This window comes from Amycolatopsis echigonensis, assembly GCF_014174495.1.
Taxonomy (GTDB): Bacteria; Actinomycetota; Actinomycetes; order Mycobacteriales; family Pseudonocardiaceae; genus Amycolatopsis; species Amycolatopsis echigonensis.
In genome coordinates, this window is sequence record NZ_JACJHR010000002.1 from 217,900 (window position 1) to 233,374 (window position 15,475).

The following is a 15,475-nucleotide window of genomic DNA, read 5'->3' on the forward strand; positions in this document are numbered from 1 at the left end:
AAGGCCGAAGTGAGACGGACCGACGCCGAGCACAACCGGGTGCGCATTCTCGCCGCGGCCCGGGTGGCTTTCACCGTCCGCGGATACGGCGTGCCGATGCGGGAAATCGCACGGAAGGCCGAGGTGAGCGTCGCGACGATTTACCGGCATTTTCCGACCAAAGAGGCGTTGATCGCCGAAGCGTTCGCCGAGGAGCTGGCGTTGTGCTCGTCGATCGTCGAGGAGGGCCTGGCGGCGGCTGATCCGTGGCGGGGATTCGTGCTGGTGCTGGAGAAGCTCACCGAGGTGCACGCGCGTGAGCAGGGGTTCCGCGCGTTCGTCGCCCAACTGCCGCGCAAGCTCGATTTCGTCGCCGACCGCGCCCGGACGCTGCGGATGCTGCTCGAACTCATCCGCCGAGCGAAGGAAACCGGCGATCTGCGCCCGGATTTCGTGCTGGAGGACCTCGTGCTGGCGTTGGTCGCCAACGAGGGCATCCAGATGGAACCCGCTTCCGCGCGAGTCGCGGCGGTGCGGCGGTTCACGGCGTTGCTGCTCCAGTCGTTCCGTGCCCACCCGGCTGCCGCACCGCTGCCGCCCGCGGTGCGAGTGCCGTTCCGCGCTTAACTTGAGCCGAGGAACTTCAGGACCGCGAGCACCCGGCGATTCGTGTCGTCCGACGCGGAAATCCCGAGCTTGGCGAAGATATTCGCGGTGTGTTTGCCGACCGCGCCTTCGCTGAAGTGCAACCGGCCGGCGATCGCGGCGTTCGAGCAGCCTTCCGCCATCAAGCCGAGCACCTCGCGTTCCCGGGGTGTCAAAGCCGCCAACGGGTCCGAAGCGTTGCCAGCTACCAGTTTTGCGATCACTTCGGGGTCCATCGCGGTCCCGCCCGCGGCGACCCGGCGAACCGCGTCGATGAACTGCTCCGCGTTGAACACCCGATCCTTCAGCAGATAGCCGATCGCGCCGGTGCCGTCCGCGAGGAGTTCGCGCGCGTACAGCTGCTCGACGTGTTGCGACAGCACGAGAATCGGCAGCCCGGGGTTCTCCCGGCGGGCGGCGAGCGCGACCTGGAGCCCCTCGTCGGTGTTGGTCGGCGGCATCCGTACGTCCACAATGGACACATCGGGTCGGTGTTCGCGGAGCGCGGCGGCGAGTTCGGGCCCGGAGCCGACGGCCGCGACGACGTCGAAACCGTGTGCGGCGAGCAGGTGGGTCAGGCCGTCTCGGAGGAGGTACTGGTCTTCGGCGACGACGGTCCGGGGTCGAGCTGGCACGGCACCTCCACGATCGCCTCCGTCGGGCCGCCCGGCGGGCTGGTCAGCGCCAACCTACCGGCGAATCCGGACAGTCTCCGCTCGATTCCGCGCAAACCCGTCCCCCGCGCGGCGTCCGCCCCGCCCTTGCCGTCGTCGGTCACGATCGCGCGCAGCACCCCGTCGAGGTACTCCAGGGCCACCGTCGCGCGCCGGGCCTCGCCGTGTTTTGCCGCGTTGCCGAGCAATTCGCACACCGCGAAGTACGCGCAAGCCTCCGCCGGCTGTTCGAGCCGACCCGGCACTGACGCCGTGACCTCGACTTTCAACGGACTGTCCAGCGCCGCCGCGCGCACCGCGTCGACCAGCCCGCGCTCCGACAACACCGGCGGATGGATGCCGCGCACCAGCGACCGCAGCTCGGTGAGCGCCTCCGACGACGCTTCCCGCAACTCGGCGGCCAGCTGTTTCGCCTTGTCCGGGTCGTGGTCGATCAACGCTTCCACCGCGCCGAGCTTCATCCCCATCGCGACCAGCCGCGACTGGATGCCGTCGTGCAGGTCGCGCTCGATCCTGCGCAGCTCAGCGGCCTGCGCGACGGTGACCTCGACCCGGTTTTGGTCGAGCCGGTGCACCCGCTGCGCCAGCCGGGACGCCTCGGTCGGGCCAAGCAGCCATCGGCCGAGTTTCGCCTGCGCCCTGACCGACCACCGCGTCGGCAGCAGCCCCAGGAACACCGCCGCCAACGTCACCGGCGTCATCGCGAACGCGCCGCCAGTGCTCGTCACCGCAGGCAGCCCGACCATCTCGAACCACCCATGACCAGCCCCGATCCACAAGGCGACCAGTCCGTACGTCCCCCAGAAAACCAGCGCCGCCGACGGCACCCACAGCACCGGCGTCACCACCGGAAGCACCACTCCGGCCGCCATGTCTCGCCAAGTGGCACGATCGCGGAGCATCCAGCGGAGCCGGGCGCGCCGCATCGGCCACCACGGTTCCTCGTACAACTGCTTGCCGAACTGGTACAGGCCGTCGCCGCGCGGTATCGGCAGTGCGGGCGGCGGGACGTACGGCTGCGCGATCCGCACGCCGGTCCAGCGCTCCGCTTCGCGGCGGAAGGTGTCGGCGACCGCGCGGCTGGCCCGCGTGACGGTCGGGAACACCGGTACCGCCCCGAACAACACGATGAGCTGGGCGACCGTCATGCCCAGCTGCGCCAAAGAGATCGCCCACAGGCCGAGCTGGTGCCCGAGCGTCTCGAGCCGGCGGTGGGGCCAGCTCTTCCCCCGCGGCGCGCGCGGGCCGAGCCAGTACGCGGTCCACCGGGCGTACCCGCGCAGCGCTACTGGACCCGAGACCAGCGAAAGCCCCGCGAAAACCAGCGCGACCAGCGGGTTCAGCAGCTGCCAGCCGAACTCCCGGCCGGTCGCCGGATCCTCCATGATCCACGTGAAACGTCGATTCCAGCGGATCCACCACGCGCGCCGGTACAGCTGGGTGCCGTCGCGGTACCAGCCGTCGCGCTCGCGTTGCGGCTCCGGCGGGGCAGGCCGGTACGGGCTGGGAATCTCCCGACCAGTCCACTGACCGACCAGCTCCCGGGTGCGCCGCGACCGAATGCGGGCGAGTTCGACCACCGGCGAGAAGAACAGCACCAGGCCGACGCACAACAGCGCGAACGCGATGAGTTCGAGCAGGACGTCCACCCAGCTCACCACTGCGAGCCCGGCGAGGGCCCACGCACGCCGCACCGACGTCATGGCACCCCCTCTCCGGCCCAGTCTCGCCGCCCCGGTCTTCCCGCGCCCTGGCCCCAGCTCCCGGACCGAGGTGGCCCTAGCCCCACCCCACTGCCCGCAAAATCCCACCTCAACCGGGGTTTCCGGCTCATTCTGCCGGACCGCGCGCGCTTCTAGCGTCGTTCGCATGCGACTCATCGAAGTTTCCGAACTCCGCAAGGCCTACGCGGGCCGGGTCGTGGTCGACGGCGTCTCGTTCTCCGTCGAACGCGGCGAGATTTTCGGCGTTCTCGGCACGAATGGAGCCGGGAAGACCACCACGGTCGAATGTCTCCAGGGTCTGCGTTCACCGGATTCCGGCATGATTTCCGTGCTGGGCCTGGATCCAGCACGCGATGCCGCCGAACTGCGCAGACGCGTCGGCACCCAGCTGCAGGACGCACGGCTGCCGGAGAAACTGCGGGTCCGCGAGGCGCTCGCACTGTTCGCGTCCTTCTACCCGAACCCAGCCGACACCGACGGGCTGCTGACCCAACTCGGTCTGGATACCCACCGCGACGTCGCCTTCGGCAAGCTCTCCGGAGGTCTGCGGCAGCGGCTGTCGATCGCACTCGCCCTGGTCGGCAACCCCGAGGTCGCCATTCTCGACGAGCTGACCACCGGCCTGGACCCGCATGCCCGGCAGGAAACCTGGCAGCTGGTCGAGAACGTGCGCGCTTCCGGCGTGACGATCGTGCTGGTCACCCACTTCATGGACGAGGCGCAACGGCTGTGCGATCGCCTCGTGCTGCTTGACCAGGGCCGAGTCGTCGCCACCGGCACTCCCGCAGAACTGCTCGCCGATACCGGACAGCCCAATCTGCAAGACGCGTTCGTCGCCCTCACCTCGCGCAACTGAAGGAATTTCCGATGCGTACTTTGCTGATGACCGAAGCAAAACTCTTCCTGCGCACGCCGCTGTGGGCGGTCCTGGGCGTCTTCCTGCCGACCGCGGTTTTGCTGGGCGTCGGCTCGATCCCCGGAATGCGGGAGCCGAGCCCCGTGACCAGCGGATACCGATTTGTCGACTTATGGGTTCCGTCGCTGGTGGTCATCGCACTGGCGATGCTGGGCCTGCAGGTGATCCCAGCCGCCGTCGCGACCTATCGCGAGCAAGGCATCCTTCGCCGTCTCGCCACCACGCCGGTGCCGCCCGCGTATCTTCTGCTCGCCCAAGTGCTCATCCACGCCGCCGTCGCACTGGCCGGCGTGGCGCTGATGCTCGTCACCGCCAAAATCGCCTTCGACGTGCCGATTCCGCGACACCCCGGGCTCTTCCTGCTGGCCCTGCTGCTCGGCCTGGTTTCGATCTTCGCGCTCGGCTTGATCGCCGCGTCCCTCGCCCGCACGGGCAAAGCCGCCGGCGGACTGGCGATGATCGCCTTCTTTCCCGTCATGTTCCTCGGCGGCGTCTACCTGCCACGGCCGCTGCTGCCCCCGGTGCTGCAGAAAATCGGCGCTTACGTGCCACCAGGCACCCAGTCGCTCCAAGACGCCTGGGTCGGCAACGGCGGACAGCCGCTGCAGTTCGCCGCCTTGGCCGCCTTCGCGCTGGGCGGAACGGCGCTCGCCGTGCGGCTGTTCCGGTGGGAGTGATCCACCAAAGTGGTGATGAAACTCGTTTTCTCTTGTGGCCGGGCCCGGCGGGCCGGTAGCCCTGAGGGGTACCGCTGACCATGGAGGTTGTCTTGTCCTTGGACGTATCGCCCGCGCTGCTGGAAAAGGCCGAACGCGGGGAGGTCTCCGACGCCGAGTTCGTGGCCTGCGTGCGGGAATCGCTGCCGTACGCGTGGGAGGTCATCACCGGAGTGATCGCGGAAGCAGACACCGCCGCGGACGGATTCGCGGACAACGAAACCCCGCCGCCGGACGAGACCGCCCGCGGTCAGCTGCTGCGGGCACTGGCCTCGGACGCGATCCGGGGCGGGCTGGAGCGGCATTTCGGAGTGAAGCTGGCGTTCCAGAACTGCCACCGGGTAGCCGTGTTCCGGGACACCGACGGAGATCGGTACCGGGCGTTCGTCTCGCCGCGGGGGCAGTTGCTGAACCAGAGCCCTGAACTGCGGGACTGCTGACCATCGAGTCCCCGGTAAAACGTTCGAACCCGCGAGATGAGAAGGCGCGAGTCCCAACGCCCGGCTAATCCCGCAGCGCGGGCAGCACCTCAGCACCAATCCGCGCGATATTCGCCATCGTGCCCTCCGGCGTGCCGGACGCTTCCACGAACATGATCACGTGGGACACCCCGGTGCGCCGGAGGCTCGTCCGCAAGGTCTCGACGCAATACTCCACCGGCCCGACCGGATGGATCGCGCACAGCTTTTCCGTGTATTCCCCAGGATCCCGAGCCGGACCCGGTCGGTCGTCCACCGGCACATGGGCGGCTAAGCCGTCCGCCAGCCACCCCGGCAAAGCGCGGCGCACCACCTCCCGCGCATCGTCGCCGACCTGGCACAGCACGGTCGACACATGGGCCGCCGGTTTGCCGTAAGCGGCAACGGTCGCGGACTTCTCGGAATCGTCCGCGTGCAGGCCCAGCAACAACGGCAACTCACGTTCCGCGGCCAACCGGACTGAGGAAGAAGCCGGCCCGCCGCATGCCACCACGACTTCCGGGGGACGTTGCGGAGCAGGGCGCAGCGAAACCTCGCGGAAGGAAAACTGGTCGCCGCTAGCCGAGACTTTGCCGGTGGCGGCGGTCAGCAGAAGATCCAGCGACTCGGCGAAACCCGTGTCGTAGCGCGCCAATCCGGTGCCGAACACCTCCAAGTCCTGCCACGGCCCACCCCTGCCGACACCCAATCGCAGGCGCCCGTCGGAGACCGCGTCGAGCATGGACCACTGCTCAGCCAGCGCCACCGGATGCGTCGTGGACAACACGCTCACCGCCGTGCCCACGCTGATTCGCGACGTTTGGCCGAGCACATGCGCGGCGAGCGTGATGGCCGACGGACACACCCCATACGGCATGAAGTGGTGCTCGGCCAGCCACACGTCGTCGAAACCGGCGGCCTCGGCGGCGCGGGCGGCGCGGACTGTGCGCCGCAGTACCGCGGCGTCGTCCTGGCCCGGGAAGCGGCCCGAGACCAGGAAGGCGCCGAACCTCAGTTGTTCACCGACACGTTGTTGAACCACAGCAGCGGGTCCAGCCACGGGAACACCACGAACATCAGCAACGCCACGATTCCCAGCACCAGCACGAGCGCGATCACGAACTTCACCGCGAACGGACCGGGCAGATGCCGCCAGAGCCAGCCGTACATCAGGACGCGACTCCGATCTTCTTCAGCAACGTCGTGTAATCCGGCACCTGCGTCTTCGGCACCTGGCGGGTCAGCACGGAGGTGATGATCAGCCGCTCCTTCGCGGAGAACTGCGGGTGGCACGTGGTGAGCGTGAGCAGCGAAGCCTGCTGCGCCTTCGGCAGAATGTCAGCCGGCTTGTACGGCACCGGGTTCACCGCGTCGCCCTGGCTCGGCTGGACGACCTTGCGGCCGAACGTCTCGTCGTACGGTCCGCCGCCGGGGATGCTCGGGTCGCGCAGCGTCGACACGCCCTTGCACTCCGGCTGCGCACCCTTGCCGCTGCTCCAGCCCTTGATCTCGTCGTCGTAGGGCAGCACCTGGTAGATGAAGAAATCGGTGTGCGTTTCGATCACGATCTGGTCGCAGGAACTCAGGTTGTCCAGGTCGTTGAACGGCGCGCCCTTGCCGACGCGGTGTCCGGCGATGCCGAAGTTGCCCGGTTCGCCCGGCAGCGCGGTGCCCTTGTAGTGGCCGGGACCGACCGCCAGCGAATCCTCGCCGGTGCCTTCCTGGATGGTGAAGTTGAAGTCCGCGCCGAACGACGGGATGTGGATGCGTGCGAACGCCTTGCCGTCGATCAGCTCGGGGTGCAGCGTGCGGTCCTTCGACCAGTCGCCGTCGAGCTGGTCGCTCGCGGTGTGCTGCTTCTCCGCGGAGAACAGGTCGGTGACCCACACCTCGTAGACCATGAACAGCAGCACGATCACGCCGAGCGTGATGAAGATTTCGCCCGCGGTGCGGATCGCGAGCCCGCCCTTGCCCAGCGGCGGCGGGGTCTTTTTGGCCTTCTTGTCGTCCTTGTCGGCGACCGCGACCGCGGAGAACACCTCGGTCGGCTGCTCGACGTACTCCGGGCCGGTCATCCGCCGCCGCGACGGATCCGGGGCCGCGGCGCCCACCCGGCGAGGCATTTGACGGCCTTCTTCCGGCAGAGGGCGGGACTCTCCGCCACGCGGACGGCGAGCCGGATCCCCGGTCTGGGCCCGGAATTCCCCGGTACGGCGCGGGCTTCCTTCGCCGCGCGGGGCGTCCTCAGCGGCTCGGCGGGGTGCAGCAGGACTGCCGAAATCACCGCCGCGGGGGTCCTCCTCGCGGGGCCTGCCTTCGCCCGCTCGTCCCTGCGCCGGCCGGTTTTCGCCGCGCGGTCCGTCCCGGTCGATCGGCGTGCGCTGTTCGGGTGATCTCCGGCCCGGGTCCCCGGCCACTCTTCGCCGCGGCGGGGTGTCCCCGGACTGCCTTCGCGGCGGCGGTGGCTGGCGGCGGACCGGGCGGTCAGGTCCCGTGCCGGGGCGGCGGTCGTCCTCGCCCGGCCAATCTTGCGGCGTCACGCAAGCTCCTCCCGCGCCCGGCCGGAGTCCCCCTCGGCACTCCAGGTGGCGCTATTGTCACAGTCTGAGAAACCCGACCGCTCCCGCCCGGTGCTGCGGAGCCGTCCTTTACGTTAACGTGTGCACGTGGCGCTGGTTGCGCACCCCGACAGCGGGACCTCGTCCAGGATGCCGCCACCAGGAATGCCCGAGAGCACGCGAGGAAACGATGCCGAAGTCGAAGGTCCGCAAAAAGACCGCGTACACCCCGCCTGTCGACCGCCGCACCCCGGTGAAGGTCCAGGCCGCGGGACCGTCGAACCTGTTCTACAAGATCGTCATGTTCGGCCTCATGCTCCTCGGGCTGGTGTGGCTGGTCGTGAACTACATCGCGGGCGACAAGGTTTCGTTCCTCAGCCAGCTCGGAAACTGGAATTTCGCGATCGGATTCGCCGCGATGATCGCCGGCCTGCTGATGACGATGCGGTGGCGCTGACCATCCGCCGGTTCGGCTTTGCTCCGGACGGCCGATTGACACCGAATCACACCGGTGTGACTCATCCCCAGTGTGGATAACCCCTGTGGATAACCACCAGGTCTCCTGGGCCCCGCGCCGAAGCCTCGTGGCAGTGGCGTGGGGCCTGACCACGTTGCTGCTGGTCGGAACGGTCCTGGACGGGTTCTTCGGCGACGGCAAGGGCGCGCTGCTCACCGGCCTCGCGACGCTGGCCGTCGGCGCGTTCGCGGTCCACTGGACGGTGGTGCGGCCGCGGCTGTCCGCGGATCTGGACGGGTTGCGGGCTCGCACGCTCAACGGCGCCCACCGGCTCCCCTGGACAGGCACGACGGTTCGGCTGCGCAGCACGCGCCGCCTCGGCCGCGACGGCGTGACGCTCGAGCTGGAGCACGACGACGAGCTGTTCATCTTCGGGCAGACCGACCTCGGCGAGGATCCTCGCGACGTGCTGGACGTGCTTACCGAGCTGCGGGCCCGGTCAGCTGGAGCGTGACGTCCCGCAGCCGTAATAGGCCTGGCCCTGGGATTGGTGGAAACCGCACGACACCGTCGGGAGCTGGGTGGCCCGCCAGCCGATCACCCCGGCGAGCGCGACCGCGACGATGACCGTGCCGATCGCCTGCCACCGGACCAGATTCCGAGCGGGGGCGTAGAGCATCGCGGCCGTCACCAGTGCCCCGGTGATGAGGCCGCCCGCGTGCGCCCAGATCGAGATGCCGGGGATGGCGAAGGTGACGTAGGCGTTGATCGCCAGGTTGACGAGCAGCGCGGAGGGGTTCAGCCGAAGCTTCAGCACGATGACCGCGTAGCTGCCGAGCAGCCCGAAGATCGCTCCGGACGCACCTGCGGTGGCCCCGTTGATGTCCTGGAAGAGCAGCACCGCGGTGGAAGCGCCGAGCATCGACACGAAGTAGAGCGCCAAGTACCGGACCTTGCCGAAGACCTGCTCCAGAGCACGGCCCATCATCCACAGCGAGAACATGTTCGCCGCGATGTGAATGGGCCCGTAGTGCAGGAAACCGGAGGTGAAGATCCGCCACAACTCGCCGCCGCCGAGCGCGGCCGACGGCCAGAGAACGCCCGCCTGCTCGACGGGGGCTACTTGGTTGTTGAACAGGCTCTTCGCCTGGACGACGGTGATCAGGAAGACCACCACGTTCACCGCGATCAGCGTCGCGGTGACGACGGGAGAGTTCGACGGCCGGGCCCCGGCGATCGTGCGGGAGCCCATTCCGGCGTCGCGATACTGCCGTTGCTGTTGTTTCTGCTGGTGCGCCCCGGTCTGCACGCAGTCCGTGCACTGGAACCCCACCGGGGCTTCGCGCAGGCAGTCCGGGCAGGCCGGACGCCCGCAGCGGGCACAGCTGAGACCGGTCGGGCGGTTCGGATGCCACCAGCAACCGGGAAGGGACGGCGCGGACGGGTTCGGCGGTTGGCTCACGATGACTCCAACCTACCGAAACCCCATCCCTGCCTGCGGCGCGTCAGTCTTCGACGGTGATCTTCTCGATGACCACGTCGGACAGCGGACGGTCCGCCAGTCCGGTCGCGGTCGTCGCGATGGCGTCGACGACGTTGCGGGACTCCTGGTCCGCCACCTCGCCGAAGATCGTGTGCCGGAAGTTCAGGTGCGAGGTCGGCGCGACGGTGATGAAGAACTGCGAGCCGTTGGTGCCCGGCCCGGCGTTCGCCATGGCCAGCAGGTACGGCTTGGAGAACTGCAGCTCCGGGTGGAACTCGTCGCCGAACTTGTAGCCGGGGCCGCCGCGGCCGGTGCCCGTGGGGTCACCGCCCTGGATCATGAAGCCGTCAATGACCCGGTGGAAGATCGAGCCGTCGTAGAACGGACCGGAGTTGCCGCCCTTCGCGTTCGGCTGGGTGTACTCCTTGGAGCCGGTGGCCAGCCCCACGAAGTTCGCCACGGTCTTCGGCGCGTGGTCGGGCAGCAGGTTCACGTGGATGTCACCCTGGTTGGTGTGCAGGGTGGCCTTTCGGGCGCTTTCAGTCACGCCGCCATCGTGCCACCCCTTCGCACAAATGGGGGGTTCAGGGGGCCGTCCCGGCCCGTCGCGCCGGACGCGGGCCCAGGAAGAAGACACTTTCCCGAGGTTTCCGCGACGCCCGCAGCGGGAAGCCGCAGCGGTGCGAGCGGAAAAAGGGCAGGATGATGTCAAGCAACAGATCTGTTTCACAACGATTGATGAGGTGAAGACCATGACCCGGGCCGTGGAATCGGTCGGCGAGTCGGTCAAGTCCGGCTCGACGGACCTGCGGAAGCTGGTCGTCGAGGCGGGCAAGGCGGGCGCGAAGGCCGCCGAGGCCGGCGCGGAGGAGCTGGGGAAGCGGAGCCGCCGGGCCCAGCGCGAGCTGGCGAAGAAGACGGAGCTGACCCGCAAGGAGCTGAAGAAGAGCTCCGCCGCGGCGCGCAAGGAAGCACTCGCCCGCCTCGCCGAGATGAAGAAGCCGGGCCGCAAGGCCAAGAAGGCCGCGATCAAGGCCGCCGCGTCGGCCGGCGAGTCGAAGCGCCGCGGCAAGAAGGACTTCAAGGCCGCGAAGAAGGAGTTCCGCGCCGCGCTGGAGGAGGCGAAGACCGCCGCCAAGGGCGCTCGCAAGCGTCGCCGCTGGCCGTGGATCCTGGGTCTCGGCGCGGTCGCGGTCGGCGCCGCCGTCGCGCTGAAGTCGCGGCAGCAGGAGCCGCCGGTCGCCCCGGCTCCGCCGAAGGCCACCCCGGCTGCCCCGCCCGCGAAGCCGGCCGCGGAGGCCAAGGACGCGGCGGACGCCAAGCCGGGCGAGCCGAAGACGAACGGCAAGGCGCCGAGCCCGTCGCCCGCCGAGAAAAAGAACTGAACGTACGAAAAAGGGCCCCGGGAGCGCGTCCCGGGGCCCTTTTTCGTAGGTCGCTCAGCCGGTTCAGGCAGCGGCGGCGTGCTTGTCGATCAGCTGGCCGAGACGCGGCAGCGCCTCCTCGACGTTCTTCTTGCCGTTCGGGCGCAGCTTCGAGTAGACCTTCTTGATGCTGTCGCGGCTGCTGCGCTCGGCGCGGCTGTCGGTGACCCCGAGCAGCGCGTCCGCCGCCTCGTCCGAGCGGCCGCTCAGGTAGGCGCCGAAGTCGTTGCCGCCCTGGGCGCGGAAGTCGCCGTAGAACGGCTCGAGGGCGGCGGAGAAGTCGTCCAGCAGGCTGTCGATCGCGGACGGGATGATGCCCGGCTTGATCTTCTTGACGGCGGCGAAGCCGGTCTTCACGACCGCGCCGGAGACCCCGCCCTTGTCGGCGACCTCGGCGTCCACGAGCTCCGCGAAGTCGGTGACCACGCTGGGGCGACGGCTCGAGTCAAGCAGGATTTCCTTGAGGGTGTCAGCCACGAATCTGTCCTTGTCGTCGATAAGGGGGTAACCAAGTATTCGGTGCCGGACGGGCACCCGGCGCGCGAGTGTTGGGGGGACCGCGCGTGCTGCTTAGAGTAATACAAGATCAACTTCACTCACCCGTGCGGAGCCCATTACTCAGAGCTTCAGGGCAGCGATAGCCTTTTTCGCCACTGTGCGTGCTTTGATGCTCTGCTTCTGGTTGCTCGTTACGATGACCGCGGCGTCACCCTTGGCCACGGCATAGACCACTCCGTCGCCGGACGGCTGGTAGCCGCCCTTCCATCCCGCCGGATCCGACGCCGGGTTCGAGGTGTCCACCGGCGCGGCCTTGTTGACCAGTGCGGTCGCGACGTCGCTCTTGCCCACGTACACGCGCACGGTCAGCTGAAGGCTGCCGTCCGGGCGGTAGAAGAAGCACGCCGGATGCGGCTCGTCGTCGGACACGCTCACCTTGGTGACGTGCTGTCCGTTCGCGTCCTGCACTGTCTCGTTCGACAGGTACGGACACTCCGCGGTGCGCACGGGCTGCGGATCGGGCGGCAGCCCCGCGGAGGCCGACGCGGAACTCGCCGGCGCCGAAGACGACGGGGTCTCCTTCGCCGGGCTCGACGGGTGGCAGCCGGCGAGCAGGACCAGGGCTGGGGCGAGAACGAGAAGTCGGCGCATGGCGGGCACAGTCAACCATGCCCGGTGAAGTCCGTGCGAAGGCGGCGCGTGCGACGATGACCGCGGATTCCGCTCAGCCCGGGGAGGTCGCGGACGTGCTCACGCCCGAGCAGTACCTGCAGGTCGTCGCCGAACGCGTGGTGCGCACCGGCGGCAGGCTCAACACCGTCCAGATCGGACCGGTGACCGCCGCGGTCGGCCTGTTCACCGAGTCGATCATGTTGTCCACGATGAACTACTGCGTCGTGGCCGGGGCTTATCCGGAGGTCGACGCGGCGACGCTGCACCAGTTCACCGGCATGGCCACCCAGCACGCCCGCGCCAACGTGCAGGGCACGATCGGCTGGACCGCCGCGTCGGTGGTGATCTGCGGGCTGGTCGGACGCGTGCACCAGGACGCCGCGCAGCTGGCGAGCGCGAAGACGAGCAACCAGTTCGGCGGCGAAACCCGGATGGTCGCGGTGGATCCGTACGCGGGCATGACCTACGCGTTCACCGGCGGCAAGCTGTGGGGCGCGGCGATGCACGGCGCGATCAACGCGAAGCTGACGTTCTGTTTCCCTCAGCCGGGCGAGGCTTTCCAGCAGGTGCAATGGCAAGCGCAGCAGCAGGCCGCCTACGGTCAGCCCCCGCAGTCCGGTCCCGGCGGGTTCCCCGGGCAGATTCCGTCCGGGCCGATGCCGCAGACGTCTCCCCCGCCCGCCGCGGGTCCGGCCGGGCCGCAGCCGCCGCACTACCCGCCGCCGGGGCAACCGCCGTACGGTCGGTGACATGGTTTCGTTGCGCGGCTGGCAGTCGTTTCCCGAACAGCTTCCCGAATTCGATCCGGACCACACTCCGGAAACGCCGGAGGAACTGTTCCTCGCCTGGCTCACCGAAGCGGGCGAGCACGTACTGGCTCCGCATGCCGTCACTCTGTCCACAGTGGACGCGGACGGAGCGCCGGACGCTCGCGTGGTGATCCTGAAGAACGTCGACGAGGACGGCTGGGCGGTCGCGACCAGCTCGGAAAGCCCGAAGGGCCAGCAGCTGGCGGCGAACCCACGCGCCGCTTTGACCTTCTTCTGGCCCGGTCGCGGACGGCAGGTGCGCGTGCGCGGTCTGGTGGTTCCGGCCGCGCCCGAGGTATCCGCCGCCGACTTTCTCGACCGGCCGCCGGCGTCGCGCGCGGAGGCGTACGTCGGGCATCAGTCGGAGGTGCTGTCCGATCCGGCGAAGCTCGCCGAAGCCGCCGAGGCGGCCGCGGATTGGGTAGCGGAAAACCCGGACGTGGCACCGGAAACGTGGACGCGCTACCTGATCCAGCCGGAATCGGTGGAGTTCTGGCAGGCTTCGCACGACCGGCAGCACCTCCGGGTCCGCTACCGCCGCGAACCCTCAGGCTGGGTCCGCGAACGCCTCTGGCCCTAGAGCCGGGAGTTGGCGCGCAGCTTGGAGATCGCCCCGACGGTGGCGTAGCCGCGCCATTCCAGCGCGGCCGCCGGGGAGAAGCTGGCGAAGTCGACCGTCCAGCCGCCGTCGGGCTGCTGGCCCTGTTCCAGCCGGGTCAGGTCCGCTTCGATCGCCTCCGCGGTGAACAGCCGCCGCGACGGACCCGGAACCGGACTGAAGTCCAGCGGACGCAGCGCCTCGCCCTCGGACCCGCCCTGTACCGGGACGATTCCGCTCTCCGGCAAGAACTTCCCCAGCTTCGTCAGGAGTTCCTCGGCTTCCGGATACCGGTCGTACGCGGCGTCGAGCAGGTGGATCGCGAAGCTCAGCTCGATGGCGTGCGGCATCTCCTCGATGTCCTGGATCGCCCGCAGGCACGTCTCGGTCGCCCGCGCGAGCCACGGATGCGCCGCGACCGCCGGGTCGTGTTCGGCGACCCGCCACGCCGCCGACGTCACGAACGCGGTGCTCTGCAAGGAGAACACCGTCGGGTCGGCTCCGGTCCAAAAGGGAGCGCAGGCGGTCGGGTCGGCGACCGGGAACGCGAACGGCAGTCCGCCGTCCGGGAAGGACACCGACTCCAGCCAGTCGCACAACCGCACCGCGTGCGGCGTGGTCACCGGCGCGACGTCGGCGAACACCTCGAACGCGTGCAGCGCACCGCCCGGCTGGCTTTCCGGCGCGCGCAGATCCGGCTCCAGGCCCCAGCCGTAGCCGCCGTCCGGATTCCGATAGGCCGCGACCGCCGCGAGCACCTCCTCCGCCCGCCCGTTTCCGTGCAGCAGCTCGAACCGCCGCTGGTCCAGCAACCGGCCGTGCCCGGCGAGGAACGGGGCGACGGCCTCCAAGTTCACAGTCACCCGGACACCGTCGCACGGGCGCCGCGCGGCGTTCTTGAACGAATCGGCCACCAGCCCGAACGAGCGGATCTCTGGGGCTGGGGCGATCGTCGTGGCACGATTCCGGAGTGACCAGCAAACCGGACGACGCGCAGCGCTTGGCCGATCTCGCCCGGTTGCGCCGGGTGCGCGACCGGATCGACCGCGAGTACGCGCGTCCCCTGGACGTCGAGGCGCTCGCGCGGAGCGTCAACGTCTCCGCCGGGCACCTGAGCCGGCAGTTCCGCGCCGCTTACGGAGAGTCGCCGTACTCGTATCTGATGACCCGTCGCATCGAACGCGCGATGGCGTTGCTGCGCCGAGGCGACCTGAGCGTCACCGAGGTGTGTTTCGAGGTCGGGTTCTCGTCGCTGGGGACGTTCAGCACGCGCTTCACCGAGCTGGTCGGGAAGCCGCCGAGCGTCTACCGCCAGGAGGAGACCGGCGCGACCGAGGGCATGGCTCCGTGCGTCGCGAAACAGGTCACCCGACCGATCAGGAATCGAGAAGCACCCCGCTCGGCGCGCACATAGTGTGACCGGCATGGACCTGACCATTCACGCGAGCTTCCTCCCGCACACCGATCCGGAAGCGACGCTGACCTTCTACCGCGACGTCCTCGGCTGGGAGGTGCGGAACAACGTCAAGTACGGCGACATGGCCTGGCTTACCGTCGGGCCGCCCGGACAGCCGGACACCTCGCTCGTGCTGCAGCCGGTCGCCGCGTTCCCCGGCATCACCGACGACGAACGCCGGATGATCACCGAGATGATGGCCAAGGGCACCTACGCCGCGCTGAACCTGGCGACCAAGGACGTCGACGCGACGTTCAACCGGTTGCAGGCCAGCGACGCCGAGGTCGTGCAGGAGCCCACCGACCAGCCCTACGGCGTCCGCGACTGCTCCTTCCGCGACCCGGCCGGGAACCTGATCCGCATCCAGCAGACGAGCTGAAGACGTCCGAGCCGGACCTCTGGGGAAAG

At 69.1% G+C, this 15,475-nt stretch carries 21 protein-coding genes; 11 read left to right on the plus strand and 10 right to left on the minus strand.

Going from position 1 to position 15,475, the window contains the following annotated elements; translation table 11 throughout:
* The first annotated feature begins 9 nt into the window (after nucleotides 1-9).
* A complete protein-coding gene (locus H5411_RS02575) occupies nucleotides 10-606 on the plus strand; it encodes a TetR/AcrR family transcriptional regulator (RefSeq protein ID WP_312877399.1) in 597 nt (198 codons plus the stop codon).
* On the opposite strand, the gene H5411_RS02580 is transcribed toward H5411_RS02575, so the two are convergent.
* Nucleotides 603-1,259: a response regulator gene (locus H5411_RS02580; protein ID WP_183122833.1), complete on the minus strand. Its 657-nt coding sequence runs from the start codon at nucleotides 1,257-1,259 to the stop codon at nucleotides 603-605. The two genes, H5411_RS02575 and H5411_RS02580, sit on opposite strands and share 4 nt — an antisense overlap.
* Nucleotides 1,199-3,001: a sensor histidine kinase gene (locus H5411_RS02585; protein ID WP_183122834.1), complete on the minus strand. Its 1,803-nt coding sequence runs from the start codon at nucleotides 2,999-3,001 to the stop codon at nucleotides 1,199-1,201. The genes H5411_RS02580 and H5411_RS02585 overlap by 61 nt, the downstream gene beginning before the upstream one ends.
* A gap of 166 nt (nucleotides 3,002-3,167) precedes the next feature.
* On the opposite strand from H5411_RS02585, the gene H5411_RS02590 reads away from it, so the two are divergent.
* The 3 genes from H5411_RS02590 to H5411_RS02600 all read left to right on the plus strand — a co-directional run bounded on the left by H5411_RS02590 (nucleotide 3,168) and on the right by H5411_RS02600 (nucleotide 5,094).
* Nucleotides 3,168-3,878: an ABC transporter ATP-binding protein gene (locus H5411_RS02590; protein ID WP_183122835.1), complete on the plus strand. Its 711-nt coding sequence runs from the start codon at nucleotides 3,168-3,170 to the stop codon at nucleotides 3,876-3,878.
* An 11-nt stretch (nucleotides 3,879-3,889) separates the two neighbouring features.
* Nucleotides 3,890-4,615, plus strand: a complete 726-nt coding sequence (locus tag H5411_RS02595) for an ABC transporter permease (RefSeq protein WP_101436682.1) — start codon at nucleotides 3,890-3,892, stop codon at nucleotides 4,613-4,615.
* A gap of 92 nt (nucleotides 4,616-4,707) precedes the next feature.
* Entirely contained in the window at nucleotides 4,708-5,094 is a 387-nt protein-coding gene (locus tag H5411_RS02600) for an SCO5389 family protein (RefSeq protein ID WP_043831500.1), read from the plus strand.
* 64 nt (nucleotides 5,095-5,158) lie between these two features.
* Here H5411_RS02600 and H5411_RS02605 read toward each other — a convergent pair whose 3' ends face one another.
* The 3 genes from H5411_RS02605 to H5411_RS02615 are packed head-to-tail and all read right to left on the minus strand — an operon-like array spanning nucleotide 5,159 to nucleotide 7,235.
* Nucleotides 5,159-6,154: an LLM class flavin-dependent oxidoreductase gene (locus H5411_RS02605; protein ID WP_312877401.1), complete on the minus strand. Its 996-nt coding sequence runs from the start codon at nucleotides 6,152-6,154 to the stop codon at nucleotides 5,159-5,161.
* Nucleotides 6,124-6,282 (minus strand): hypothetical protein, encoded by a 159-nt coding sequence (locus H5411_RS02610; protein ID WP_009085537.1) that lies wholly within the window; start codon nucleotides 6,280-6,282, stop codon nucleotides 6,124-6,126. The genes H5411_RS02605 and H5411_RS02610 overlap by 31 nt, the downstream gene beginning before the upstream one ends.
* Entirely contained in the window at nucleotides 6,282-7,235 is a 954-nt protein-coding gene (locus tag H5411_RS02615; RefSeq protein ID WP_208637369.1) for a class E sortase, read from the minus strand. The genes H5411_RS02610 and H5411_RS02615 overlap by 1 nt, the downstream gene beginning before the upstream one ends.
* A 625-nt stretch (nucleotides 7,236-7,860) precedes the next feature.
* Here H5411_RS02615 and crgA point away from each other — a divergent pair.
* Nucleotides 7,861-8,127 (plus strand): cell division protein CrgA, encoded by a 267-nt coding sequence (crgA, locus tag H5411_RS02620; protein WP_101436684.1) that lies wholly within the window; start codon nucleotides 7,861-7,863, stop codon nucleotides 8,125-8,127.
* Nucleotides 8,128-8,260: 133 nt separating this feature from the next.
* Complete coding sequence (locus H5411_RS02625; RefSeq protein WP_312877402.1) at nucleotides 8,261-8,641, plus strand: PH domain-containing protein; 381 nt, start codon at nucleotides 8,261-8,263, stop codon at nucleotides 8,639-8,641.
* Here the strand turns inward: H5411_RS02625 and H5411_RS02630 are convergent.
* Nucleotides 8,627-9,589 carry a rhomboid family intramembrane serine protease gene (locus H5411_RS02630; RefSeq protein WP_101436686.1) on the minus strand — a complete coding sequence of 321 codons (963 nt, stop codon included), beginning with the start codon at nucleotides 9,587-9,589 and terminating at the stop codon, nucleotides 8,627-8,629. The two genes, H5411_RS02625 and H5411_RS02630, sit on opposite strands and share 15 nt — an antisense overlap.
* A gap of 43 nt (nucleotides 9,590-9,632) precedes the next feature.
* Nucleotides 9,633-10,157 (minus strand): peptidylprolyl isomerase, encoded by a 525-nt coding sequence (locus tag H5411_RS02635; RefSeq protein ID WP_183122836.1) that lies wholly within the window; start codon nucleotides 10,155-10,157, stop codon nucleotides 9,633-9,635.
* Nucleotides 10,158-10,362: 205 nt separating this feature from the next.
* Between H5411_RS02635 and H5411_RS02640 the strand changes: the two genes are divergently transcribed.
* Nucleotides 10,363-10,995 (plus strand): hypothetical protein, encoded by a 633-nt coding sequence (locus tag H5411_RS02640; RefSeq protein WP_183122837.1) that lies wholly within the window; start codon nucleotides 10,363-10,365, stop codon nucleotides 10,993-10,995.
* Nucleotides 10,996-11,058: 63 nt separating this feature from the next.
* Here the strand turns inward: H5411_RS02640 and H5411_RS02645 are convergent, their stop codons facing one another.
* Both H5411_RS02645 and H5411_RS02650 read right to left on the minus strand, forming a co-directional pair.
* A complete protein-coding gene (locus tag H5411_RS02645) occupies nucleotides 11,059-11,511 on the minus strand; it encodes a DUF6918 family protein (protein ID WP_101436687.1) in 453 nt (150 codons plus the stop codon).
* 141 nt (nucleotides 11,512-11,652) lie between these two features.
* Nucleotides 11,653-12,183, minus strand: a complete 531-nt coding sequence (locus H5411_RS02650; RefSeq protein WP_101436688.1) for a DUF2020 domain-containing protein — start codon at nucleotides 12,181-12,183, stop codon at nucleotides 11,653-11,655.
* Between the two features lie 95 nt (nucleotides 12,184-12,278).
* Here H5411_RS02650 and H5411_RS02655 point away from each other — a divergent pair, with 95 nt between their 5' ends.
* Nucleotides 12,279-12,953 carry a hypothetical protein gene (locus H5411_RS02655; protein ID WP_101440925.1) on the plus strand — a complete coding sequence of 225 codons (675 nt, stop codon included), beginning with the start codon at nucleotides 12,279-12,281 and terminating at the stop codon, nucleotides 12,951-12,953.
* A 1-nt stretch (nucleotide 12,954) separates the two neighbouring features.
* Nucleotides 12,955-13,593 carry a pyridoxine/pyridoxamine 5'-phosphate oxidase gene (locus H5411_RS02660; RefSeq protein ID WP_183122838.1) on the plus strand — a complete coding sequence of 213 codons (639 nt, stop codon included), beginning with the start codon at nucleotides 12,955-12,957 and terminating at the stop codon, nucleotides 13,591-13,593.
* On the opposite strand, the gene H5411_RS02665 is transcribed toward H5411_RS02660, so the two are convergent.
* Nucleotides 13,590-14,474 (minus strand): hypothetical protein, encoded by an 885-nt coding sequence (locus H5411_RS02665; RefSeq protein ID WP_183122839.1) that lies wholly within the window; start codon nucleotides 14,472-14,474, stop codon nucleotides 13,590-13,592. The genes H5411_RS02660 and H5411_RS02665 overlap by 4 nt on opposite strands.
* Before the next feature lie 107 nt (nucleotides 14,475-14,581).
* Here H5411_RS02665 and H5411_RS02670 point away from each other — a divergent pair, with 107 nt between their 5' ends.
* Together H5411_RS02670 and H5411_RS02675 are read left to right on the plus strand one after the other, a co-directional pair.
* On the plus strand, nucleotides 14,582-15,025 hold the full coding sequence (locus tag H5411_RS02670; protein WP_009085513.1) for a helix-turn-helix transcriptional regulator: 444 nt from the start codon (nucleotides 14,582-14,584) through the stop codon (nucleotides 15,023-15,025).
* 10 nt (nucleotides 15,026-15,035) lie between these two features.
* A complete protein-coding gene (locus tag H5411_RS02675) occupies nucleotides 15,036-15,446 on the plus strand; it encodes a VOC family protein (protein ID WP_183122840.1) in 411 nt (136 codons plus the stop codon).
* Nucleotides 15,447-15,475: the final 29 nt, after the last annotated feature.